Genomic DNA, 24,892 nt, shown 5'->3' on the forward strand with positions numbered 1-24,892 from the left:
GGAGCAGAATCGTTAGGTGAAGGTTGATTAGGATTAGATGAAGACTGAGTATTTTGGTTATCAGAAGGAGGTAAAGGGAAAAGACGATTGACTAATTCATAACGTTCTTCAAATTGTTTTCGACGTTTTTCATCATCAACAGTTTGATGGTTTTGCTCAGAAAAATACTTCCATAATTTAGGCCATTGTTTTTCTGACCATTTCATTTCATCAAGGTCATGTTTGGGAACTTTGATTTTCTGTTTAATAGGGATATATTCTTCATCTCCTCGTTGATAATTGGGGTTAATAATAACGGCTTGACCTTTACCCAACTTCATAAACTGAGAAACTTCAAATAAACTACGTTTTTGGCGATTTTCAGAACGGGAACGAGAACCACTACTCTGTTTCCCAGAATTATGAGAACGAGATTTAGTCGAATAAAGAATGTCAAACTCCCCAATCGCTTTAGAAAAATATTCAGCCGACTCAACTTCTTGAGGGTTAAAGATAAATTTAGTAGCGCAGTTACCAATGATAATTTTAGCCACTTCTTTACCATAAACTTTCTCAAGTTGAGCTAAATTTTGGAAACCAACAATGCCACAAAAACCATCTTCACGGTTTTGAGTTAACCACTCATATAATTGTGGTAAATACAGGGTAGGTAACTCATCAAGAAAGACACACAAAGGATGAGGTCGTGGGGTAGAACGAGAAACATTCCGTGAGACAATCATGTGAATAACCGCAGCCATTAAGGGACCAACAATGTCACGGTTATTACGGTCTAAACCACAAACAAGAAGGGTTTTGCCATCTAAATCCAAAGGAATAGTAGAATCATCACTAAAAGCCCCAATAAAGTCTTTTTTGAGGAATTTTTCAAAGGTACGTTGTGCTGTACCAATGATAGAGCTTTCTGTTTCAGGAGCGGAAGCCACCGAAATTAATTGTGCTAAGGGGCGCATTGTCCAGACGGGAAACTGTTGTTGTTCTCTCGAATAACCCAGACGTTTACCCAGTTCCGGTAAAGATAAAATGGCCGCACAGGTCATCAGGTCAGCATATTGTTTACCACATTTGGCTGCAACAGCTTTAGCTAATAAGAAGATACCCTGTACGAGAGTGGCCCCGGCATCCTCGAAGAACTTATCCGATGAAGCATTGGCATTTAAGTCGATGTTTTTAGCAATAACCTCAGCTAACTGACCGGCAGCCACCGCATCCTCTTCATTTTCTAAAAAATCGAGAAGGTTGCAAACATCGGAAAAAGGGAAATTTGGGGTAAAGAAACGAACTTTGTAGCCTCGTTTAAGGGCATAGGCAATTACCCGACTACTTTGGGTCGGGAATTTAAAATCGTAGAGTAACGTAGGAAACCCTTGGTCTAAAGCAGCCCGAATACAAGGGTCAATGACACTGAAAGTTTTACCGGTTCCAGCAGCCCCGGACACCAACACCCCTCGTTGGATATCAGGGATATAAATCGGAGCAGAGGCCACTTTTCGTTGTTGATTAAATCTCAGTCCAGATGATAACCATTGTTCTTGAAGTTTGAGGAGTACGGAGTCGGGAGTACCGATATATAAAGAAGCACTGTTGCGAGTAGGAGCCTTGATTTGAGAAAGGGCTTTTTGGGCTGCCTTCTTCTTTTCGTTGGCTCCACCCCAATAAGCAGTAGAAAGTTTCCCTTTTTTAGAGTCGTTCCCAATGACACTTAAAAATCCGTACAACCCGAAAACGCCAATTAAGGTTAAGGCCGTGGGATTAGATAAAGCGTCAATTAATTGATTTGAGTAATTTTGATTGTTATTGGTAAAAGCCAATGTTGGAGTTGAGGGAACTTCAATAACAGTTTTGGGCATAACTTAAGACCTCATCACAAGAATGCACCAAGTTAAGACCCAAAACCATCCCCATCCTGTTAAGAACAAGAAAAGACGTGATTTAACAATTTTTTGAACTCGCTTATCAATCATTTTTCTTCTCCTAATTCTAAAATTTGACCAACCTCTTCCCAAGAAACTTGAGAATCATTAAGAGATTCACTTAAATTTTTACCTTGTTGAAGAGAAATAACGACCCGACGCAGTTTAGGCTTTAAATTATCCCAATTTTCAATATTTTTCTGAGTTGAAGCAATTTGAAGACCCCGTTCTAATTGAGTAATTAAAGGAGAAGAAACAGGAGTCGGTTCAGGAGTCGGGGGAACCATCTCAAAGATTAAGGAATTGGGTTTAGTTGCTTTATGAATTCGATACAAGTAAATGCCACCCCCATCCGGTCCAGTGGTAATAACTGTTAACAAACTGGTATTAGTGGCTGGTAAACCAGAAATTTTGAGGTCATTAATGCGTTTGAGATGCAGAACTTTAGCACCGGGGCCATCGCAATTAACTGAACCAGGAAGACCTTGCAAACATCCATCTCCATCGATGGTGACAAAGTTGGGATTATCTAACCAAGCTTTGGTGATTACTTGCTCAGAGGGTAAAAAAGAAAGGGTAACACCATAACCGTTAGCCAAACCAATGTTAATAGGGTGCATTTGATTAGACTGTCCCTGAGTAGCCGTTTTGACCACCCTTAATAAAGGAGGTTCAGTGGCAATAGCTAAATTAGCAGAAGGGAAAGTCAAAGCTCCCAGTAGCATTAAACAATTAAGGGTTTTGAGCATGAACCTCTCCTAACTCAACAGAACGAGTGACCCAAATTTGAACTTCAATGCCGGCATCAAGCCACCAAAGACGAGAAAGATTTTGCATTTCGCTAATAGCTTGTTGATTACGTTGTTGCCATTGTTCACTGATAGGGGTTAACCCTCCTTCCAAAATGGCTCCGACATAATTGGGTTCATTGTAAGTAGAAGTAGAAGACACACCACCCAAACCGCTAAAAGTAGAAGTAGAAGAGGCACGGTTAGCTAATTCACCGACTTGAGATAACGCTCCCATAAGAAAAGTAGCCCCATCTCGTCGAGCAATATTCCCTGAGTAGTTATCTTTTAATTTGGCAATGAGAGGACTCCCATTACTTAAACGAATTTGCAGGGATTCTCCTTGAAGGGGATATTCTTGTCCATCACTAATGACAGCAACGGGGCGACTACTGATAATGCCACTTTGAACCGAATCAACGGCAAAAATAACCGTAGAACCTTGTTTTAAGACTGTTTCATTTTGATGGCTTGTAAGAGGTTCACTTAACGTCACCATGAAAGCAAAATTAGTAGTATTTCTTTGGTCCACAGGGACAGCAATAGGTGTGCTGAGAACCCCTGATACTTTTTGTCCGAGGGGTAAAGATAGTCCTATTGATTGAGCAACTAAAGTGGTTTCGGGAGTATCCAGTTCTTGAATTTCGTGATTAGCATCCTTTTTCATACTCAGCCTTTGATTAACTTGTTGACCACTACCATAACTGCCTAATTGGGCTAATTGTTGCCATTGTTGAATCGGATCTGTTTGTTGAGTAGAAGTTGAAGGTTGCGGTTGCGGTGATGTTGGTCTTGTCTGAGAAACAGGACGAGAATGAGAAACCACTCGTGAGACAGACCGAGCAGGTTGAGCTTGACGGACTGGAGTAGGGGGAACTCGAGTCCTAACAACAGTGGGGGTAGGAGTGGTTGAAACTTCTGGTTTTTCCACCGTCACAGTGGGAACGTCTTGCCCATTGTCTAACTGATCTTTAATGGCTTTGATTTGGTCATTCTGGTCAGCTAAAGCTAATTCTCCTGATAATTTAGCATTTCGTTCTTCTAAACTATCTGGTTGTTCTAAAGCGTTTTCGGTCTGTTGTGATTCAGGAGAATTACTGGTTGAAGTTGAGTTATTAGAAAACGACGAATAAATTGAATTACCTTGAGAAAAAAGAAGTCCTAAGAAAACAGCAAAAGCTCCAACCACTAAAGTAATTAAACCTAACTTAGCGTAAGGATTTTTAGCAAAAGATTTAGGCTTTTTCTGATTTTCTTGAGATGAATCATCAGCCATTTCCTCAGTTAAAATATTGGTTAAACTAGCTTCGGGATTAGGCACTTGAGTTGAATCAAGTTGAGTATTACTTAACTCAAGTAAATTATAAATGTCTTCAGTTGAATAATTTTGAGAAGAATTCATGTTAGTTTAAATCCTCACGACGGTAGGGAATAATAGAATCAATTTCTAAAGCAGCTTGACGAATTTCGGCTACTTGTTGAGCTAAAGTCGGAAAATTTTTCGGGTCTTTATGGTCAGAAGGTTGGCTTAAATTATTAATTAATTGAGAGTTAGGAGGAACAACAGACCGAACATAAATGTCAACATTGTAAGGAACGACTTCGGCTACTGTACCTAAATCTTTGAGAAACAAAAGATTGGAAACTAAACGAACTTTCCAGCGACCCTCAGAGACTTGTTCAGGAGGAGAAAAGGAAACAGGAACAAAAGCTACATTTGTTTTTTGAGTAAAAACTGACTGAGGGACTAATTCAGCAATTTGACGTAAAAATTCTTGACGGAAATTAAGTTCCATGGCCAAACTGGCAGACCAAACCGTTGTCGGAACTTTACCAATTCGTTGACCATTTTCATCACTAACATCAACCCCAGGATCTACAATAATTTGTCCAGGTTGATTGGGATCTTGCATCGTTCCAGCCCAAGTGAAAGTCAAAGAAAAAATGTCGTTTAAAAACGTCAAAATAGACTCGTCAGTGCGTTCGGCTGAATCAATAGGAGTGACCCCAATAGAATCTCCATTAGCTAATTGGACTAATGTAGGGGGAGGTTTATTGCCCACTTGAAAAATGCCAATGATTAACCCCAATTGGAACACTAACATCAATGCCGTTCCTCCCAGGCAAATGAGAACCAGTTTGCCATAAGCATCTTTAACTGAAACAGAATCGGATGTGCCTCGTAATTTAGCCTTGTTTAATAAACTCATAAGATTGTCGAAAAGCAGATTATAGATAGGAAAGGCGATTATTTCTTAGAAAAAACGGGTGTGGTAGCATCTTGAACTCGACCTCGAATACGCTTACGAACAGAAGAGGGAACATTATTTTGATAAGCTGATCCCATACGACGCATAGCAGGATGAGCGGCCATCCGTCCTGCCATCGTTGCACCACCTAAAGCAAGAGAGGCTCCCCCAGACGCAACAGCACCTGCAACAGCACCACCGATAGAAGCTAAACTGGTCAGGGTCGCTAGTCCACCACCTGCAGCTAAGACTAAAGCCAAAATAGGAGATAATAAACCAACCGAAACAGCAAAGACTAAATTATTTAAACTGGATCTCATCATGACCATTGCCACCATGCCGACAAGAATGTTAAAAAACAACTGATACAATCCGATAGAGTAAAAAGCAATCAGCCAAGCAAATAAGGACTTTTGTTTAACCGGTAATAAAGTCCCACCAACGGCAATCGGCCCAGCAAAAGCCGTCAGTATCCAACAAATTTCAACCAGCCACTGCACAGCTACTCCTAAAGCTAGAAGGAATCCCACCAGAGCCGTTTCAATCGCTGAACCAAATCCCGACAAAAAGCCTGATTGATTAAGAAGATTGCCACTTCCTTGTTGTTGAGCAAATTGTTGAGCCATAACTCTGGCATCATCGACACATTTTTGTTGTTGAACGGGATCGGGAATGGCTTGACAAGTTTGAACCTGTTGGTTGTACCAAGATTGCACTCCTGTTCCGCTTGAGATTTGGTTAAATGCGCTAATTAAGTTATTTCCACTAAGAGAAGATTGTAAAACTTGTTGAGAAGTAGCATTCATCAAATCTCGCATCGAAAAAGTCAAATCTCGCATGAATGACCCTTGGTTGGCTAACAAAGCGATAGCCACAGCTAAAAGAATCCATTGCTCCCAAGGAGCAAAATTATTTCCATCTTCTAATAACCCCTTAACCCAGTAATACAAGAAGATGGCAAAAGTACCAGTAAAAAACACAACACCAATTTCTGCGATCGCCTGATACATTGAAGAATTGAGAGTATCATTCCACAACTGATTCATCGATTGAGAAACAGCCTGTTGAGCAGTATTACTTCCTTGTAGGATTGTTTGTGCTTGTTGAACATTAGCTAGTACCCACATCAGTCCATCCTCAACATTGAAGACGTTTGCAATACACTCAAAGAAGATCCTTCGAGATCACTTTGACGAGCTAAGTTCTGGCTATCAATAGCTTCAGAAATATTGGCAAGGTTGTAATTGGCTAAATCTTGTTTAACGTTTAATTGGGTAATTTCAGAGCCAACCGTCCCTAACAACATTCCCTGCTGAGCGTTCTGAATGGCAATGCGCTTAAGAATATTACGTTCATTGTTAGTGTATCGAGCAGCGATCGCCTGATTGTCAATTTCGCGTACTCCTTCTTGGATCTGAGTTTGACGGTCAATAACGGCTTGTTGTCCAGAACTGCTTAACGTTTGTCCTGCATGAGAGCGAGTCGCTTGACGAACCCCAGTATGCTGAGCTTCATCAAGGGTGAGGTATTCTCCATTATTGCTAAAGATATTCTCAAGGTTTAATTCAAAATTATTGAGATCAGGCAACCCTAATGAACCCAAAGTTACAGAAAGAGCTTGTCCTTGAAGTTGAGAATCCCATGTTTTCATAGAATTACCAAAGTCATTGAAAAAGCTATGGAGTTGAGATTGTAACCCTGAGATTTGATTAGTTAAAACATTAATAGAAGAAAAAGATGAAGGTAAAAAAGAAATGGGTAAATATTCTCCTAATAAAGAAGTGGGAAATCCTCCTCCTAACAAAGAAGTAGGTAAAGAACCATTTAATAAAGAAAGAGGCAACGAACTTAAAAGAAAACTAGCCGAACCGGGTAAAGCCGTAGCAGTAACAATGACTAAACTACTTCCTAAAATAAAAATTCTTTTAGTGTTTTTGTTCTTTTTCATGGTTTAAATTCCTCAATGAAAAATAGTAAAAAAGGCTAAAATCAAGAAGCAAATTGCTTCGTCAGTTCAAACAGACCTCGAACTTTATCCCCTTGATATTGCTGCCAAAATTGATGACGTTTAGCGGTTTCAGAAGGATTATTAGCAATTAAAGAAAATAGAGCAGAGCCAGGATAATGACGAACAGGAATCAGTCGTTTATCGTCAAATAACCATTGAGAATATCGCTCAAATTTATTAATGCCATACCGTTCAGAAGCGTTTTCAGCAATTAATTCATAGGGGTATTTGAAAACTTGAACATAATTATCAATAGACTGAGGAAAAATTCTCCCCGTCAATTTGATATCCATGTTGTCGAAAATTTTGTCAGCAGCAGCACACTTGCTAATCGAACCCAGACCTTGACCGGCAATCATGACCCGAATCCCAGATTTACGACCATTGGCAAAGAAGCGACCCACTTGTATAGCTAAAGGGTCAAAATCAAATAAGATGTTGGCTTCATCAGCAATAAAGATGCTGTCTCTAAAAGAGAGAGAGCGACGAACTGCACTGTTATAGGCAATAGAGCCTAATAAAGCAGAATCAGTCTCATTATTGAGTCCTCTCAAACTCAAGATCAAAATTTGAGAATCAGTGCGAAAAGAAGAAACCCGTGACAGGAATTGTCCTAGAGAACTTTCCCTCCAGAAGTTAAACCGCAGTTTAATGTAATCTAAGGTTTTGAGGATATCAGAGGTAGTATTAGGCAATCTCAGTCTTTCTAGAGAACAAAAGGGGATAAAGTCGGTAAAAACAGGCATATTACGCCATTCCATTGAACCAAATCCCTTTTGGAAAGCCATAGCAAACCGTTGTCGAATTTCGATATCCTCATAAAAAGCATTAACGGCTAAACCTAGAATAGAATGGACAGAATCAGGGTTAATATTGAGTGCCGGATTAGGCTTAAAGCCTAAAACCATATTGGACAGAAGATCAACTAAATCCTTTTTAAACGCATCTAATCGCTCTGTTTGTTGTTTGGCAGAAAACCCCCGTAAATCGGGAGGCTCGCACATATTTAACCCTTTATCAAAGTTGCCGATATCGACGTAAGCACAATGATCTGGGAGATAATCGCATAGAGCATCAAAGCTACCAGTGCCATCAGCGCGAGGAACTTCTAAAACCGTTGAAGCCATCTTATAAGGCAAACTTTGAACGAGAATGTCCGAGAGCAACATGGTTTTACCCGATTCAGAAGCAGCACAAATTCCTGTACGAATAGGACGCTGATAAAGATCGAAGAAAATAGGCGTTCCCCCCTCGCTGGCAATAAACTCAAAGCCTTTTTTGGCACGACTACGGTTAAAGACCAACGGTAAAATTCGAGGTAATTCCTCAGTGACATAGGTGCGATGTCGGTTAAACGGTTTGCCCAGTAAACTCTCCCACATTAGAGTAGGAAAGGTTTCGAGCCAAATGCGATGAGCATATTCTTCTTCTCTGACCATCCACCCATCCCGACGAAAATAAGAACGAAAATCAGCACAAGCACGATCTAATCCCCTTTGAGTGGGACGATGGAGAAGAACCACCGTCCCCGTATGAAATGGCTCTGCTTGTCGGTAAAGTGTAGCTTGAGATTCGACAGCTTCTTCGGCAGCAATAGATGCCCCCACATCAACATTGCCACTCTTAGCTGCCTCTTTAGACGCATTTTGTGCCTGTTTGGTCACAGAATTCATCTTATCTTTGAGGAGTTTATTATTCCCTCGTCTGATTTGAGTAAAAAATTCAAAATTATAAAGGGACTCCTTAGATAAGATATCTAGCAAGTAAAACAAAGATGAACCAGGATCATCAGAAGGAACATCAGGTTTATCGGCCAAAACCAAAACCCCTGTATATTCCCCCTTGTTTTTGATGAAACTGCGTTGCCCATCCGGAACTTCCTCAGCAAGTAATAAAGTCCTGGGATCTAAAGTAGTTGACTTCTCACTCAATTGTTGGGCTTTAACATCGCAAGTAATGTAAGGCATTGGTCTAGAACGAGGAAATCGATTGAAACGTCGATAATCAGCCTCAATGATTTCGTCTAGGGTCATTGGCGTAATATTTAAACCAATTTGATTAGATAACCAACGTCGCCAACGAGTAAATCCACGCAAGTATCCTTCTAAAATGATTTGTTCAATAGCGCGAGATTTGACCTCTTCATAAGCCCCCGTTGCTTGATACCAACCTTTTTCTAAAGCAGCTAAACAACGATCTGCCCAGTCCCCCTTACCTGCTTCGACCCCCTGGTTAACGGTATAAGTGACGTACACATTGAGAAAGATATTTTTTCTGACTCCAGCTTTAGTTAACTCATGGATGCGTTTGGCGGTTCCCCCCAACAACAAACGCAACTCATCAGACTCAACTGAATCCATCTGTTGTTTTAGCTCAACTTGTCGTTGCTGGTCATCATTAAAAGAGCCAAAATGTAAGGTTAACGTTTCTCCCATCGGAAGATCGTTGAAAGCTTTCAAGCCCTCAAAAATAGTAAATAGTTCATCTTCCGAAAGAATGGGACTGATACCCAAACAGTGAAACCCAAAAGTGAGTCGATAATTTTCCGAACTGTGCTTTTTCAAAAAAGTAGCACCTGACTCTTGCAACCCATCAAAATACTGAAGATAAGTAAGCAAATGAAAATTATCTTCAAAGGGTTTTAATTTAACCTTTTTGCCATCGGGAGCGACGACTTTTTTGACTCCGACTTTGACCATGATTCAACACAGATTTATATTCAACAATTGCTCTAACCCAATGAGGAGAAGATACTAATCTTCCAAAGAAATAGTGCATTCCTTTCCAAGTTAAGACCCACCAAGTTCCGATCCCCCAACCAGAAATAGTGATTACCCAAACCCAAGAAAATCCAAAAACTTTTCTAACAAAAAAGTAGCTGACTGCACTAATAATTATCCAGGGAAAAATTTGGTCGCCAGGGAGAAAAAATATCCGAGGCGTTTTATCCAAATTCCGATAAGTTGCCATTAAACTAATCCAATAGCAAAATCACCACCAATAACAGCAGCAGCAACAATTAAAGGCGTTTTAGCTACTTGTTTCCAATCTTCTTCTTCTCTGGCCGCTCCAATTACTTTAGCCACTTGCCAAGCAATAAACATAATAAATAAAATTTGCAGAACCCCAAATCCAAACCGAATAATTGGGTTAATTGTAGTTGCTTGAGGACTACCAGAAAAAATGTTAGTTGCTTTATTTTGAATGTTGGTAAAGAAAAAACCAGCAGCCGAACCAGCTGGACCGGTACCACCACCACCACCAGGGACTGCTTGAGCCATTACTGGAAGCGAATAACTATCAAAAAGAAAAATAGCGGTTCCTACTAACCAAGCAATAGGAGCTAAACCATATTTTGATAGCCAATTTTGCAGTCGATTTAATTGACGGTGGGGAGTTTCTTGCCAATATAAAAAAGTGCAAAGTGCAATGAGTGCCATCCACGTTGAATAAACAAATAACGCGACTAACTCTAAATTTCCTTTGGTAACAAAAGTCTGCCACAAGTGTAAAAACATTGAACCTGAACTGATTGCAAGTAAGCCAGAAAATGAGAGCTTATCAAGTAATCTGTTCCATAAAGAAGGCTGTTGTCGCGTTAAAGTCATTGTCATGCTTTTTTCCTCACACGAATATTAACTCTATAAATATCGTGTTTTTCAATGCCTGTCACCCAACCTCAGTCACTTCTTTTGTAAAGAAATGTAAATAAAAAGGTTTCTTTAGATTTTCTTAAGAATTCAGTGAATGAGTTCATGTAAATTTGATATAAAATCTGAGAAAAATAATGAGAAAAATAATGAATAAACTATTAAAGTTATTGATGGTAGTAGGTTTATTAGGAGGATGCACTTCTATCACAGCTAATGAAAATTCTCCTCAACCAGTCGAAACGGAGGAAACATCTTCTATCCCTCCAATGTCTTCTTTTAGTTTTGAACTTTGCAACGTTTATTTTGTTCTTGGCGAATGTCAGACATTTCCTGAACAAAAACACTGGGGAGAAGTTAAAGAGATTAAAGTTGTTAATGTCTCTGAAATAAAGCAATTACAACAAAAAAATTCTATTCAAATTTATGTTAAATCTCAAGGATGCTATGGTCCTTATAATTCACCTCAACAAGAAGCTTGGTATCCTATTAGTCAAGTCGGTTTACCCAGAGAAGGGAAAGAAGTACAAGCCAAACTTGTCAATAATAGTGTAATGGAACCTAAATTTAGAGAGGCTTTTATTGAAATTGACCAAATGGATGGAATGATCGGTGGTGGAAGCATTTTCAGTCCAGAAGATTGTAATCCTATTAAAATTGATGATTAACATAAAAGATTTCAATAATGTACATTGTTAATTGATAAATATTATATTAATAAAAAACCTCTCGTTACATTGAATTTAACGGGAGGTTTTTTGTTGTGTTGCTCTAAATTATCTGCGACGAGAACGACTTATTCTTTTTTGAGTTGAATTGACTATAACTGTTGATTGTTCAATTGATTCATCAATAAAATCTATTATTGAAGATTGTTGCTCATTCAACAACAATTTGACATCTCTTGATAAAGCTAGTTCTTCTAACGCCGATTGTTGTTCTGAACCATAACATAAATTTCGTCTTTCAACTAATCCTGGCCAAGTATAAGTTTTTCCTAATTGTGTCCCTGTTAATCTTTTGTTGTCATGATGATAACTAATCCCCCTAATTTTATTATTTTTAGTCTTATGAAAAGAAACCCTAATATCATAAGCTTTCAAAGACCGTAATAGTTCTAGTAAAGACAAATTAGGTTGTTGGCACAGTTCATTAACAGTTGATTTAATGTAGTTAATTAATGGTAATTCCTCAACAGAAGGAATGGATTCTGTATATTTAAACTTAGGAGTAGACAGTTTAAATTGTTTCTCCAATTGTCTGACTGCTTGTTTATTTCGATAATAATCAAAACTATCCGAGACACAAGAACCATTAGCTCTAACCCTTCCAGCAATAATATGTATGTGATCATGAGGGCGATCTCTATGACGCACTAATACATAAGGATTTTGAGTGAACCCCATTAATTTTAAGTATTTTTGAGCAATTTGACACCAAGTCTCTTCATCAAGAGACTGTGGATTAGAGAGAATACCGTGAAACAAAGGATTTTTTACTCGATCATTAATTTGAGTATAAAAATGAAACTCACGGGTCAAAGAACTCGGTTCAGTTGAGGTAACTGTCCCACCTATAATTTTGGCCTCTTCTTTTCTTAAAACATAGTTGAGGCAACGATTAAAGTCACTTCCTTTAAAATTTTTGCCAATCATGCTCTGTTTTTTTTAATCTCGGCTATGGTTTCCTTGAGTTGCTGAACATCAGTTTGAAGTTCGACAACAATGGGAGGATTAACAGGAGAATTAAGTTCATTCAAATTATTAGAAATTATTGATAAATTATTGCGAATTTCACTAAGAATCGTCCGAACTTCTGGCTCACTGATTAAAGAATGTTTCTGAATTAGTATTTGTCGAATCATGGCAGAAACACTTAAACCTAAATGAGTCGCTAATTCCTGTATTTTTTGTTTTTCAGAGGCGGAAACTCTGATCTCACATTTCTCTCTTCTTTTGCTGAATTCCATTTGACCACCACCTAATTATTTGAAAAACTTTGATTAAAACCGTTTACCATTAACGGTTAGAGTTGTCCGATAAAACCAAAAAAAATTATTTAGACAATTCTATTAATCAAGATTATGGGGGGAATTTCTCGCTCAACTAAGAATTATCTAACAACTTTTTCAATGGGGATTATTTCTCTAACTTGTACATTGTTGATCAAATGGGGGGATACAACATCAGTTCTGTACAAATTTCTCGTTATTCTAGCAAATATTTTCTCATCAAGCAAGACTTTGATTACTGAGTTTATAACGGTTCCAAGTAGGCGATCGCTTCACTGATTTTTCCCCCTTTGAAAGAGATTCCCCGATCACAAGACGATACTAGGGATTTACTGTCTACCATCTAAAGGCGATCGCAAATGGCATGAATATTTCACCAAAGTCCTATCTGAGTGTTTCCCAGAAAGTGATCACCTTCAACATGATTTGAACTTAACTTTAATCTTTGGTCATGGAGTTCAACAAATCGGATCAGTCGTCCGCATAATAAGTAGCAGTGTGAAGCCGAAGGTTTCTCAAACAGCATTAACCTTACCTTAACCAGCCTTAAGAAAATATAAAGAGGAAAATAGTAAAAATAGGAGAATTTGAGGGTATCAAGAAAACCCATAATACAAAAATTGTCATGACAAAACCTATAGCTTGCGGTCGGTAAAAAGGGGATAAAAGTAGTATAAATGAAAGACGAAAAAAGGGGGGGAGAAAAGGGGTTTTTTGGGGAAAATGGACATGATATAAACAAAATGTCTAATGAAAAAAATAGAAAAAAACCGAAAAAAGTGGGTAAAAAAAGACAGAAATAGGACAAGAAACCGATGAATGTCCTAAAAGTGTCCAGATTTTAGCCCTCTGAAAAACCCTAAAAAATCAAGGAAAAAAAGGAGAAAAAAAGTGCCAGAAAAAATTTTAAATGTATCAATCGATCTAGGAGGCTCAAAAACGAAAGTGATCGGAGGAACAAGTTTTAAAAAAAGACTCGTGTTGACAATGGAACCATCATTAGCCGAAGTGCCTTTGAGCATTTTGAATAATGTAATGGGATTAGAGAATGCGAACCTAGAAGATAAAGTGTGGATTGAAGTAGAAGACAAAATTTATGCAGTGGGATATTTAGCCAAAGTGTTAACAGTAAGTAACCCACAACTAACGGCTTTGAAATCCATCACCGCTATTCCCAAGATTCTCGGAGTCATCTGGGTTTTAAAAGAGAAATTAAAATTGTCAAATGAAGTAAAGGTTAATTTGAGTTGTCTTCTACCACCAGGAGAAATTAAGGATAGAGAGAAATTAAAAGTTGAACTCAAACAGGTATTTAGTGAAGGAATTAATACGCCAACGGGAAAATTAATGCCAAAACTAAATTATTTCAATTGTTTAGCAGAAGGGTCGGGAATTTATATGTTGCACCGAGCTAAAAAAGGGAAAAAATTGGTCAATGCTTCTGTAGTAGGGGTAGTGATGCTAGGATATCGTAATGCTTCAGTAATGGTATTTAGAAGAGGAATCATTAATGAGTATCAAACCAATGAACTAGGATTTGCTTATTTAATGAAAAGTATGGTCAAACAATTAAGTGGACAAACCATAGAAAGGTTAACGCCACCTATTGTTAGATATCGGGAAACGGGGTCAGAAGTGCCGTTGCATTCACTGTTATTAAGTGATAATAAATCAGTAGAATTAGAAGAAATTAAGAAAGCTTCACAAGTTAGTCAAGAAGGCTATGAATATGAATTATCTAACTGGTTAAATGAAGTCTTACCCTCAGATTTAGAAGAGGTAATATTAGCAGGAGGAACCAGTGATGATCCCATAATTAAAGCTAAATTATTAGACTATTTTTCTGATAAAAAGGTGTATCTTCATGCACAGGTAGAATTACCTTCTGATGTACAAGCTTTGGGATTAGGAAATCGCTTTGGAGATGTGTGGTGTCTTTGGGATTTTCTGAATTTTCAATTAAATCAGCGAAAAAAACGAAAAATTGCTTAAATCTAAGAAAATGAAAGGAGAAAAAACATGAATGAAGACACAGAAAAGAAAAGAGAACAGATTTCTCTTACTTATAAACCGCTTCAAAATCACCCTGATTATCACTTAATTGGATTACTTAAAAAAAGAAAAAAGGAACAAGGAATTATGCCCAGAGAATCCATGTTAGAAGCAACAAAAGCATTTTGGTTGCCCATTGCTTGTTTAAATGTAGACACTTATTCGGCAGAGACATTAGAGCAAATGTTTTGGGAAGCCATAGCTAAATTAAATGCTCAACAAGAACTATTGTGGAATATTGTGGGGAAAGCTCTCAGCTTAGAAAGACCTCAGATGACTGTGGGATCTGAGGTTATGGTTTCTCATAATCAATCTGATGAATTTGATGATAGAGATGAATCTGATGATAGAGATGAATCTGATGAGAACATCTATAGCGGTTTTGATTATGATGAAACCGGAATTTTGTAATTAATTAAATAAATCTATAAAGGAGGCAGACCCCATGAAAGGATTACACTTTTTCACAGGAGAAAAAGGAGGAGTTGGCAAATCTCTCACCGCACAAACTGTGGTAGAATATTGTCAAGAAAAAAAGATAGAATATAAGCTATTTGATGCAGATAGAACTTCTCCCGATGTCGGGGAAATTTACGAACCTAGTATTTATCTAAATGGAGGGAAAAGCGGATATCAGCCTAATAATAAAAGTAACGGAAATCGCATTTACTTTTCAGAAGAAGCTGAAGATATTTTCTTAGCTGATAATTTATTTGCACTCGCTTGTGAACAATTAGTTCTTGTTAATTTACCAGCACAAGTTTCTGTCATAGTAGATGCTTGGTTAGCTAGAGGGATTTTAGAGTTAGCTGAACAAGAAAAAGTAGATATTTATTTCTGGTTTATTACCGATGGTTCTCCAGAATCAATTAATCTATTATCTAATTTCTTATCGACTTATAAAGATAGTAATATAGTCAAAACTATATTAGTCGTTAATGAAGGACTCTCAAAACAAGCGATAGAAAATATTAATAATTCTTCTATTGCTAAAACGGTTAAATCTCAAACAACAGCGACAATCAAAATGCCTTTACTATTTTTATCTAGTCAGGAGAAGAAACTTTTAAAAGAGAAAAGAATTTCTCTCTTATCAGCATCAAAAAGAGAAAATAAAGAAGTCTTAAATATCATTGCTAAACAGCGTGTTATTCAATTCCTTCGTAATGTTCATGAACAAATAGATAGCCATAACATTTTTGAGTCAAAAGTCGAAGCGAAAACAAATTAAGCTTTCAATCCCAACTAACTAATTATTAGTTAGGTAAAAATTAGTAAATTAACTTATTTAATTATGTTTGGACAAGACTTAGAAAAAGATGAGAATGTTGATAAATTAGAGGAAACGAATAATTCAACCTCTGATACTTTGACTCTAGAACAACAAGATATCAAAAATACAGAATCATTGTTATCTGAGTTTCTTGGGGATAAAGATGACATATTTAAAGCTAAAGTCTTGAATATTGTCGTTAAACATGGACTTCCAAGCAATGATCCGTTATTTCTGTTGCTTTTTGCCACCAGTGCCTTACAAGTGATGTTAGAAGAAGCTCCTTCAGCGTTACATCTGTCGTTAGAAGAAGCTCGGCAGACGCAAGAGAAAATCGCCCGTGATGCCACTCATCTTACCCAGTCAGAAATTGCCAAGGCAACAAAAGAATTAATCACGAAAACCGAAGCTTTACAATTATCTCGTCCTTCTAAAGTATTAATTCCAGGGCTGTCATTATTTGCGGTTGTGTTCGGACTAGGATTATTAAGTGGGGTGGCCTTAACTTTCTCCCTCAATCAATTATCCTCATCAGGACGAGTTCTTAGTGTCTCTGAAGCTGCTACTTTAGACTGGGCAAAGAGTGCAGAAGGTAAATATGCTAAAAACCTTTGGGAGTGGAACAAACCTTATTTACAAAGCGGTAATTGTATGGCCGATATGCAGCAATTAGGGGTCAAACTCACCTTTGGAACCCGTACAGCCACTTCGGGTATTTGTGCTTTATGGGTTGTTCCGCCTAATGAACGAAAATATCAGCAGTGAGCCAAGTTTATTTACCTCCGATCATTATTGACTTTCTCAAACAGCAAGCGATTAGCCAACCTCGATATTCTAAACCCGTTCCTTTTAAATCAAAATGGCCAAAACTAAGCTGGTTCATCTGGGGGGCGATCGCTTTGGTTGTTTTTCAATTAACCATTATCGTTTCATTAAGCGATGGCCTAAATAATTGGTATGTGGTGGGATTAAGTTTATTGATGATGGGGTTAGGGGTAATAGGAGTATGGTGGTGGGTCAAATCAGTTTACTACTCACCAGAGCATCGATTGTACCAATATAAGAAACAACAGTATCAGTCCGCTTTAAAATTACTAGAACGTCAACAACATAGAAAACTGAGACAGTTATTATCGGGAAAACTCCCCAAATTAGTTAAAGAAAATAAGTTAACCCCATTCGACAAAAAAGTAATAGGATGGCTAAAAAAAAAGTATCCTTTTCTTCAAATCTTACCTAAAATAAAAGTGTTAAAAGACGAGGATTGGATAGACATTCCATGTCTCCTAATTTCTCAAAGAACTAATGTATTTATTGGCGTTTTTTTTCTAGATAATAATTCATCAGAGATTTTAAGAGAGAAACTATTAGAAACTCATTGGGTTATTTTACCAGTGAATTCCCTTGAATCTCTAGTTAATAACCTTGATTATTTGAAAGATAAGTTAAACTTAATATAAGAAAAAGAAAACCAAAGGCGAGCGGTGGCTCACATTGGGATAAAAGTTAAGCAACAAAATAGCTAACAAAAAGCTTTTTGCGGTCGCCTTTAAACTTGTAGCAAATGGTGAGTTGATTGCCCCAATTAACTTCGATTGTTCCTTGTTCACCATCAGTTTCAACAACTAATGGTGATTCAGTAAACAACCATTTTAATTGTGGTGTAAGTTCAGCTTGTCCACTTAAACGTCCATAACGAAATGAGAAGGTGAGGGATTCTAAAGCTGAACTGAGAAGTTGATCGGGGTTGGTTCCAGTGTTAAATTCCATTGTTTTCTTTCTCTAATTAGGTTCACTTAATCAACCCGTAGGGTCAAATAAAATATGAGGAATCACTAAGGAAAAAAACTAAGTTATTAAATAAAAAGTCAAGAAAGACAATAATGATAAAAAGCTTCAGTTTCACGACCGTCATCTACATCAAAAACATCAACATTAAATCCCCAAGAAATAAGTAAATAACTTGATCCTTCTAAACGAATCTCAATTTGCCCTGATTCCTTGTCATCATCAAGAGCAACAATAAATGGAGATTCGGTAAATAACCATTCTATTATTGGAGTAGGTTCTACTTTACCGACAAATCTAGTACCATCAAAAGAAAAAGTAAGGGATTTAAGTGCTAAATTAAGAACTTTGTCAGGATTAGTTTTATCTAAAAGTTGAGTCATTTTTTTCTCCAATTAAATTGATTAAGTTAACCCAAAGGGTTAAAATATAAAAAGAATAACTAAAAAAAAAGCCCTATTATTAATAGGGCTTAAAATTTGTAGATTTTGATTGATTTAAAAGGGGATGGAGTCGTCATTCGAGTCTTTAGATTGCTCTACTTGTTGAGAGTCATCTACTGGTTGAGATGGCTCTACAGGTTGGGGTTGTTCAGCAGATGATGGTTGTGCGACAGGTTGGAGTTGTTCAGTAGGTTGGGGTTGCTCTACTGGTGTTTTAGTCACAAGAACAGGTAAAGCATTACTAATCGTGAGCAACATAAAGTGACTAGGATTCTGTTCGTTAGGAGGATAGACATTCAAGCTCCCCGAAACGGCATGAACACTATTAGCACCAGCTTCTTTTAATGCTAGGGCTGTTTGTCCATAGCTTCTGTAGGCAATTAAACGAGTCTGGGTGTTGCCTTTATCGTAAAATTGGAATTTGGCTTTACCAGAGACAACGATTTTGGCTTCTTGTCCAACATATTCAGTGTTGAGAGAATCTAATTTAACTTTTAATTGGATATTGTTCATTGTTGATGTTAACTCCTATGGTTTTGTCATGAATTATGTCCAAAGGACATTTAAGTTAATCAAAAAAATAACCTCTAGAAACTATTAATCTAGAGGTTATTTTTTATCTAAAATTCATCGTCTTGGTTTTGAGTTTGAGGCTCAGTTTGGGATGATGTAGGCTGAGAATGGTTATTATTAGAATTACTGGAATTGTTAGCACTAACAAGCAATTCTAAACGATTGACGCGAATTACAGGTTTACTCCGTAAGACACCTGTTGCTTTGTCGTTCCACTCATCTAATTTTAGTTCACCTTCAATTCCAATTAGAGAACCTTTTTGAACATAATCAGCAGCGATTTCTGCTTGTTTACCCCAAAATTCTAATGAGAACCAGTCAGGATCTTCATCTTTTTTGCGACGACTAACTGCTAAATTTAGTTTAGTCAATACAGAGCCTGACTCGAAAACCTTGACATCGGGAATTTGACCAACACGACCAACTAAATTAACGTAGTTTAAATTGAGGGTAGCCATGATTTTCTCCTATTTAATTGGGAATTTTCATCAATTTTGAGCGAAGCTCTTTTTAGCTATTTTTGGTTTCAATTACTTAGGTAGAGAGCGTTAATTAATTTGAGTCCATTGTTCAGCTTCAATAAAACGACTTAAATGTTTAACATTGGTGGTAGCTACTATTAATTTTTGACCAGGATATTCTTCTTGAATTAGTTGACAAGTTGCTCCAATAATGACATCAGCATCAATGTTATTAAGTTTAGCCGTAGGTAGTGCTGAACGACGAGTTTCTGCCCATAATTCTGCGGAGTGTCTAAGGATAATTGGACTCACGGGAAGAAAATTAATTAAGTCATGTAAGCCATCAAGTTTTTTGATTCCTTGTTCTCTTAATTGAGAATTAGCTGTTAGTAAGGTTCCCCGTCTAACTTCATAATCACAAATATCGGAACTGATGATATTGACTCCTCTTGATAGCCAAAAATAAAGCCACTCTTGACTTTTAATAACTTCTTTTCTCTTATTAGGAGAAGATAGTAATCCTAAAACTCCTGTGTCAATAAAAATAATCATTCTTCGCTATATAATTTATGTCCTTCTGGTCGAAAACTATCGATATTTTTTTTAAATTCTTCCCAATATTCTTCTCTAGCTTTTGCTTCCTCCTCGCTGATTTCTTCTGCTTTGCTTTTTTCTATCCATTTTTTAAGTTTTTCCATTAATGGTTTATTTTTTTCGAGTTGTTCTTCTGGGGTTCGTCCATAATGTTTCATGTAGGGTTCAAAAATCCCTGATGGTCTATTAGTCTGTTGTGTCATATTTATTTCTCCTATACAACTTAGGGTTAGCTACTTTTATTTTAGAGCAATTATCGACTAATAGCTTTAGTTTTCTGATTTGTTGATGAATTTTGTTGAGTTTGTTGACGTGCTTCTTTAATAGCTTGTTTGACTTTGTGAACAAACTCAGGATTAGCAAATTTATTTTCATCTTGTTGTGATAAACCAGAACAATTAACAGGTAAATTAATAGCAGACCACTGAGGATTTCCAGTCGGATTCTGATTTTCAGCAATCATTTTAGGTTGATTTGATTTGTTATCAATTAATTGTAGTTTTTTTCCATCATAAATAATGGTATTTTCTTGTCCTTGGTAACTGAAAGTATTAGAGTTTTGGTCATACTTAAAACCAGGATCTTTTGTTAAACGTTTAAGTTCGAGTAGTCCGATAACTACAGGAGCTACTTTATCGGTGCGTTGCTGTTGTAAAGCAATGTTTTCTGCCATAAATCCTCTGATAAAGGTAACGATGGTAAAGGGTTTTCTGATGGGTTAACTGATTGTGGATTGACTTCTTTTGGCTTGTTTGAAGCAAGAGCAAGTGATTTATTAATTAATGGTGGGGTTAAAGATGGTGATGACAAGTTAACTGTTTCAGAAAATACCTCTTGGCTATTAGTAATACGTTCTTGTTGTTGTTTTTTAGGTAATGGAAGAATAGAAACTAATTTTTCGTGATAAGCACTCACAGGGGTTTCTGAAACGTTAGCGTCATAAACTTGATTAAGCTTGTCTTTCATTGCTTGACGTATCGGTTTGGGAACATCTGATTCTAAGACCCAGAACACACCATAACTTCGTTGTGTTTCAGAAGAAATTTTAGGATCGTCAGGATTAACTAAGGTATAGGGAATATTTTGATGAGAAAAAAAATCCTTGGTAGTAGAGACTAAATTAAGGTCCACACTTAATCCCAATGTTGGTAAAGTTTTTATAGTGTTGTCAGGTTGTTGCCATTCTTGGTCAAATTTATGTAATAAAGTCGGTTGAGTTGTTATGGCTTCAATGAATTTTTCAGTGGTAGGGTTCAGTTTCGCGATGGTTGTTTCAGGTTGAGATGTTTGCCATTGCCCACGTGGAGGATATTGAATGGATTGGGGGTCAATTTCTATTCGGGCTGCGGTGACTCTTGAAGTAATATTAGCTTCAAAGGTTGCTCCTTCTTTGAATAACCCTGCTTTTGTTAAAGCTTCTTTTGATGCTTTTTGGTTAGTAGTAAATTCACCAATAGGTAATAAGGAGCCATCCGCTTGTTTAATATTAGCCATCATTACCTTTTTCTTAGGAACTTCAAGGGAGAGAGTTAACTTAATGTTCTCTCCATTAAATTGAGTTTCTTTAAGTTCTTTATCCCCAATAAAGTTAGATTTTTCTATAGATAGAGAAGTGCCTTGTTCAGTGGTAGCTATAATTTGACGCGCATTTCCTTCTCCATAACTATTTAAAGTCGCTTCAAAAGTTAAACCATTTTGAAAAGATTATGTTCTTGAAATAAAGCAACAGCATTCTTATCCAGTTGACCTAATTTTTTGCCATTAACAGTAATGATAGGTTGAGGAGGTGGGTTATTATTTTGAGACAAAACAATAGTAGCCGATTCATTTCTAAATTCATGACCAACGGTGGGATACTTAGTCATATTACCGATGACAATTTCACTGTTCTTTAACTGAGGATTATCAATTTCTAAACGAGCAGTAGTAAATAAATCACCGTAAATTTTTCCTTTAACTTTAGTCCCTATCGGAAGTTGATAATCTTTTTGAGATACTACTCCAAAAGATTGATATTTTTGACCTTCTGGATTGAAAATTTGCCAGACTTTTTCCCCTTCTTTTTCAATTAATTGAAAATCTATAAGTTCTGGGGACTTCCAGAGAGTTTCGGGGACTTCATTATGCTGTCTAAGTTTTCCGACTAATAAGTTAGAAAACTGTAAATTAGGGTCAGAAATTTGTTCAAGGACTTTATCTCCAAAGGCTTCGTAAACAAAGTTATTGGTGGTATCTAAAGTATGATTATGACATAAATGCCAAGTCGCATTAGCATATTGGGATAACTCTTCTGTATTAACATTTTCTTCTAGATGAGAACGCCAATCAAGAGCTATTTCTTTAGCTTGATTAAAAAGGATCTGAACCTCTTTTTTACCAAGGGATTGTGCTATTTTAAGTTGGCATTCGCTACTGGTTTGACCAGCTTTTAATCCGTATTGTTCTCTTTTTATCTCACAAACAAGTCCTAAGTTTTTCCATTGTCCTTCACTTTGATATTGAGCGATTAATTGATGATTATGCTTTGTTCTAGGATTGGTATTGTTAATCAGTCTTAAGTTAACAGGTTGTTGACTGAGTTGACGAACATCATTATGAGATAGAAATTTTTTGTAATTAACGATTTCGATATTTTTTCCACTTTGGGTAGTGACTTTAATATGAGTATCATCTTCTAATTTTTGTTTACGATTATAAGCAGAAGCTAAATTATAGGCTGTATCATAATTAGCTTTGATTTGTTTAGCTTCTAGCATTTGTTGAGAGGTATAATTATTAGGAAAAAGATTTTTGAATTGTTCTGGCGGTTGAGTGGTTAGTTGATTTTCCTTAAATTCAACGTTAACTAGAGAAGCCGTTAATTCAGTCGGAGAAAAGCCTTTTGTTTCTAAGATGTCATTACGATAAGTATTGTAATCTTTTTTCTGTTTAAAATAATCAACGGGTCGATATAATAATTTAGTTAAATTATTAATATAATCTTTGTCAGGTTCTCTGGCTGATTTGAATAAATCTACAGCAATTTGGTTTTGATAACATCCTTCTTCTACCATACTTCTGTAGATATCTCTTTGAAGCGTAAAAACCTCTTGTAATTGTTCTTTTCCTAGAGGTTGATTTGGATTATAATTAGCTATTTTTTCAAATTGTGGACGAACTGATTCAGGAATCGCTATTGGGTTTTTACTATTCTTCTCCTGTTTTAAACCTCTTTGTGCTGTTTTAATTAATTGGTTGGCTAATTCTTGTTTAATCGTAGGTGTTCCATATTGTTCATAAATTTCTTGTTCTGACAGTAATGCTTCAAATGTGGTAACACTATTATTAATGGAACCGACACTAATCCCATCAGCCATGTGTATAGCCATCACTTCAAAATCAGTTCCTGAAGGGAATGATAATTTATCCTCTTTTCGAGTGGGTTTATAAAGATTTTCGGGCTGTGTTAAAGCGATCGCGTCCTGGGTTAAATTAGGAAACCTCGACGCTTCTGCTACTCCGATACAGTCCCCATCAAAGTCGGCTGCCATTCGTTCACAGTCCGATTCGTAGGGGATTCTTAATTCTATACCAGCTTGTTCTAAAGAGGCGTTGAGTTGATCAGTGAAGGCGATGCGATCATCAACGGATAATTTATTCAGTTTGTCGGGGATGTCTGGGAGTTCAATGTTAGGATTAGCGGTTTTGGCTTCTGCTAGGGTTCTATTAACAATCCGACTATAATCTTCGTCATTGACGATGATAACCCCTTGTAGTTCTTTACCATCAACCGCATACATATCCTCCACATATTTATTGGTACTGTGAATCATGCCATTATGATTAAGAAATGGCGATCTAAAGTTGAGGACTTGTTCTCCTTCTTTGAGCCAAGGAACACAAATTTCTCCCGTTTTGAGGTCTTTTGAAGGAATAATCATTGCCCTATCAAATTTGAAATTTTTACCAATGGCTGAATTAAGGTAATCTTTTCTGACAAATTCTTGTAGGGCTTGAGAAAACTTTTTCGACTCCAATAATCGGTGATGGTCAGGGTCAGCTTTGAACGCTAAATAGATGAAGTCTTCATAGCCTGAATCTAATTCGTCATTGTCTTCAGTAGTATTTTTAAACCCTTTTTGTTGATAGTTACGGTATCTTTCAACTGCTTCTGTTGGGGTAGGGGGTTGCCAATTTTTATCTTTCTTTTGCTCTCGTCTCTCATATTGGGTACAATAATGTTCAGCTAGTAATCTAGGGTCTTGAATGGTTTGTGTTAATTCTTGAAGATATTCTTTTAATTCAGGAATAAAATCTTTCAAAGCATTAGGATAAGAAGGTAAAAGTTGGGATAGAGCAATTTCTCCTTTTTGAGCTTTTTCTTTCTCTCCTAACCAAATCTCTTTTGTATAAAGTCCAGGTTCAACTGTTCCTTTTCCAGCCCCTTTGAATGAGGATGTAGGGATAATAAATGAAACTTTATCACCGATTTCTTTATCCTTAAAGTAGTCACTAAAGTTTTTTGGGGCTAAAGTTCCTTTTCCGTATAGTCCATCTGTTAAATTTCCTAGACGAAACTGTATAACTTCATCGGTGGTGTTAGATAATTGTTCAGAGAAATTGGAATTAACTTTACCATGACAATCTCCGACTAATTTCCAAGCTTGTTCATCATCAATATAACCCCCATTATCTCCATTACTATCATCAACGACTAAAAATGTAACTTCGCCTTGATGACTATTTTTACATTCACCTACGAACAACGAACCATAAGCTCCGTTGTGCATGGTATCAGGGTTAAGCTTATTAATGAGTTGTTCTTTAATTTCTGCCGGTCCATATAAAAGACGCTTTCCATTGGATAGTAAAAGAACATCACCATTAGGGTGATGATTAGAATATAAGTCCTCTGGCGCACTAGCTTCATCCAAATGACCAATGGATAAACAACTAGAGTAATCTTTATCAGGAAATTCCTTTTTAAGAAATGATTCAAGTAACGTATTATCTAAAGTTTCGTCTAGAATGAGATTAGGTTTTTCTCTTTGGGTATTTTTATTAGGATTAGGAAGAGTAATCCATTCTCCTGTTCTAGTATCAAAATGCT

26 protein-coding genes and 1 pseudogene are annotated in these 24,892 nt (G+C 36.8%); 7 read left to right on the forward strand and 20 right to left on the reverse strand.

All coding sequences use genetic code 11. The features are described 5' to 3' along the window. From CY0110_RS23165 to CY0110_RS23205, 9 genes are all read right to left on the reverse strand, one after another. On the reverse strand, positions 1-1,850 hold a 1,850-nt coding region (locus tag CY0110_RS23165; protein WP_008278020.1), incomplete at its 3' end, for a type IV secretory system conjugative DNA transfer family protein. A 110-nt stretch (positions 1,851-1,960) separates the two neighbouring features. Continuing rightward, a complete protein-coding gene (locus tag CY0110_RS23170; RefSeq protein WP_008278021.1) occupies positions 1,961-2,662 on the reverse strand; it encodes a hypothetical protein in 702 nt (233 codons plus the stop codon). Continuing rightward, positions 2,646-4,103, reverse strand: coding sequence for a TrbI/VirB10 family protein (locus CY0110_RS23175; protein WP_008278022.1), 1,458 nt, complete (start codon positions 4,101-4,103; stop codon positions 2,646-2,648). The genes CY0110_RS23170 and CY0110_RS23175 overlap by 17 nt, the downstream gene beginning before the upstream one ends. Before the next feature lies 1 nt (position 4,104). Then, a complete protein-coding gene (locus tag CY0110_RS23180; protein WP_008278023.1) occupies positions 4,105-4,911 on the reverse strand; it encodes a hypothetical protein in 807 nt (268 codons plus the stop codon). A 38-nt stretch (positions 4,912-4,949) separates the two neighbouring features. Then, positions 4,950-6,077 (reverse strand): hypothetical protein, encoded by a 1,128-nt coding sequence (locus tag CY0110_RS23185; protein WP_008278024.1) that lies wholly within the window; start codon positions 6,075-6,077, stop codon positions 4,950-4,952. Further along, positions 6,077-6,898 (reverse strand): hypothetical protein, encoded by an 822-nt coding sequence (locus CY0110_RS23190; protein ID WP_008278025.1) that lies wholly within the window; start codon positions 6,896-6,898, stop codon positions 6,077-6,079. Before CY0110_RS23190 ends, CY0110_RS23185 begins: the two co-directional genes overlap by 1 nt. A gap of 41 nt (positions 6,899-6,939) precedes the next feature. Beyond that, the gene (locus tag CY0110_RS23195) at positions 6,940-9,657 is read right to left on the reverse strand and encodes a hypothetical protein (protein ID WP_008278026.1); all 2,718 of its coding nucleotides are present in this window, start codon (positions 9,655-9,657) and stop codon (positions 6,940-6,942) included. Further along, complete coding sequence (locus tag CY0110_RS23200; protein WP_008278027.1) at positions 9,605-9,928, reverse strand: hypothetical protein; 324 nt, start codon at positions 9,926-9,928, stop codon at positions 9,605-9,607. Before CY0110_RS23200 ends, CY0110_RS23195 begins: the two co-directional genes overlap by 53 nt. Next, positions 9,928-10,572, reverse strand: coding sequence for a hypothetical protein (locus CY0110_RS23205; RefSeq protein ID WP_008278028.1), 645 nt, complete (start codon positions 10,570-10,572; stop codon positions 9,928-9,930). Before CY0110_RS23205 ends, CY0110_RS23200 begins: the two co-directional genes overlap by 1 nt. A 185-nt stretch (positions 10,573-10,757) precedes the next feature. On the opposite strand from CY0110_RS23205, the gene CY0110_RS23210 reads away from it, so the two are divergent. Beyond that, positions 10,758-11,276, forward strand: a complete 519-nt coding sequence (locus CY0110_RS23210) for a hypothetical protein (protein ID WP_008278029.1) — start codon at positions 10,758-10,760, stop codon at positions 11,274-11,276. 108 nt (positions 11,277-11,384) lie between these two features. Here the strand turns inward: CY0110_RS23210 and CY0110_RS23215 are convergent, their stop codons facing one another. Both CY0110_RS23215 and CY0110_RS23220 read right to left on the reverse strand, forming a co-directional pair. Then, positions 11,385-12,263, reverse strand: coding sequence for a relaxase/mobilization nuclease domain-containing protein (locus CY0110_RS23215; RefSeq protein WP_008278030.1), 879 nt, complete (start codon positions 12,261-12,263; stop codon positions 11,385-11,387). Then, positions 12,260-12,577 carry a plasmid mobilization protein gene (locus tag CY0110_RS23220; RefSeq protein ID WP_008278031.1) on the reverse strand — a complete coding sequence of 106 codons (318 nt, stop codon included), beginning with the start codon at positions 12,575-12,577 and terminating at the stop codon, positions 12,260-12,262. Before CY0110_RS23220 ends, CY0110_RS23215 begins: the two co-directional genes overlap by 4 nt. Positions 12,578-13,296: 719 nt before the next feature. Here CY0110_RS23220 and CY0110_RS31485 point away from each other — a divergent pair. From CY0110_RS31485 to CY0110_RS23245, 6 genes are all read left to right on the forward strand, one after another. Next, positions 13,297-13,422, forward strand: a complete 126-nt coding sequence (locus tag CY0110_RS31485; protein WP_008278032.1) for a hypothetical protein — start codon at positions 13,297-13,299, stop codon at positions 13,420-13,422. Positions 13,423-13,510: 88 nt separating this feature from the next. Continuing rightward, a complete protein-coding gene (locus CY0110_RS23225; protein WP_008278033.1) occupies positions 13,511-14,611 on the forward strand; it encodes a ParM/StbA family protein in 1,101 nt (366 codons plus the stop codon). A 27-nt stretch (positions 14,612-14,638) separates the two neighbouring features. Next, positions 14,639-15,082, forward strand: a complete 444-nt coding sequence (locus CY0110_RS23230) for a hypothetical protein (protein ID WP_008278034.1) — start codon at positions 14,639-14,641, stop codon at positions 15,080-15,082. Between the two features lie 34 nt (positions 15,083-15,116). Continuing rightward, positions 15,117-15,902, forward strand: coding sequence for a P-loop NTPase family protein (locus CY0110_RS23235; protein ID WP_008278035.1), 786 nt, complete (start codon positions 15,117-15,119; stop codon positions 15,900-15,902). Positions 15,903-15,965: 63 nt separating this feature from the next. Continuing rightward, positions 15,966-16,709: a DUF6753 family protein gene (locus tag CY0110_RS23240; RefSeq protein WP_008278036.1), complete on the forward strand. Its 744-nt coding sequence runs from the start codon at positions 15,966-15,968 to the stop codon at positions 16,707-16,709. After that, on the forward strand, positions 16,706-17,404 hold the full coding sequence (locus CY0110_RS23245; protein WP_008278037.1) for a hypothetical protein: 699 nt from the start codon (positions 16,706-16,708) through the stop codon (positions 17,402-17,404). Before CY0110_RS23240 ends, CY0110_RS23245 begins: the two co-directional genes overlap by 4 nt. A 46-nt stretch (positions 17,405-17,450) precedes the next feature. Here CY0110_RS23245 and CY0110_RS23250 read toward each other — a convergent pair whose 3' ends face one another. The 9 genes and pseudogenes from CY0110_RS23250 to CY0110_RS31155 all read right to left on the reverse strand — a co-directional run. Next, positions 17,451-17,714, reverse strand: coding sequence for a hypothetical protein (locus CY0110_RS23250; RefSeq protein ID WP_008278038.1), 264 nt, complete (start codon positions 17,712-17,714; stop codon positions 17,451-17,453). A 98-nt stretch (positions 17,715-17,812) separates the two neighbouring features. Next, positions 17,813-18,115 (reverse strand): hypothetical protein, encoded by a 303-nt coding sequence (locus tag CY0110_RS23255; RefSeq protein WP_008278039.1) that lies wholly within the window; start codon positions 18,113-18,115, stop codon positions 17,813-17,815. Between the two features lie 114 nt (positions 18,116-18,229). After that, positions 18,230-18,688: a hypothetical protein gene (locus CY0110_RS23260; RefSeq protein ID WP_008278040.1), complete on the reverse strand. Its 459-nt coding sequence runs from the start codon at positions 18,686-18,688 to the stop codon at positions 18,230-18,232. A gap of 107 nt (positions 18,689-18,795) precedes the next feature. Then, the gene (locus tag CY0110_RS23265; protein WP_008278041.1) at positions 18,796-19,206 is read right to left on the reverse strand and encodes a single-stranded DNA-binding protein; all 411 of its coding nucleotides are present in this window, start codon (positions 19,204-19,206) and stop codon (positions 18,796-18,798) included. A 90-nt stretch (positions 19,207-19,296) separates the two neighbouring features. Further along, entirely contained in the window at positions 19,297-19,761 is a 465-nt protein-coding gene (locus CY0110_RS31140) for a type II toxin-antitoxin system VapC family toxin (RefSeq protein ID WP_008278042.1), read from the reverse strand. After that, positions 19,758-20,006, reverse strand: coding sequence for a hypothetical protein (locus CY0110_RS23275; RefSeq protein ID WP_008278043.1), 249 nt, complete (start codon positions 20,004-20,006; stop codon positions 19,758-19,760). The genes CY0110_RS31140 and CY0110_RS23275 overlap by 4 nt, the downstream gene beginning before the upstream one ends. A gap of 50 nt (positions 20,007-20,056) precedes the next feature. After that, positions 20,057-20,476 carry a hypothetical protein gene (locus tag CY0110_RS31145; RefSeq protein WP_008278044.1) on the reverse strand — a complete coding sequence of 140 codons (420 nt, stop codon included), beginning with the start codon at positions 20,474-20,476 and terminating at the stop codon, positions 20,057-20,059. Further along, positions 20,431-21,300: a hypothetical protein gene (locus tag CY0110_RS31150; protein WP_008278045.1), complete on the reverse strand. Its 870-nt coding sequence runs from the start codon at positions 21,298-21,300 to the stop codon at positions 20,431-20,433. Before CY0110_RS31150 ends, CY0110_RS31145 begins: the two co-directional genes overlap by 46 nt. A gap of 188 nt (positions 21,301-21,488) precedes the next feature. Beyond that, positions 21,489-24,892, reverse strand: a pseudogene (locus CY0110_RS31155) (hypothetical protein); the annotation flags it as partial.

This window comes from Crocosphaera chwakensis CCY0110, assembly GCF_000169335.1.
GTDB lineage: Bacteria > Cyanobacteriota > Cyanobacteriia > Cyanobacteriales > Microcystaceae > Crocosphaera > Crocosphaera chwakensis.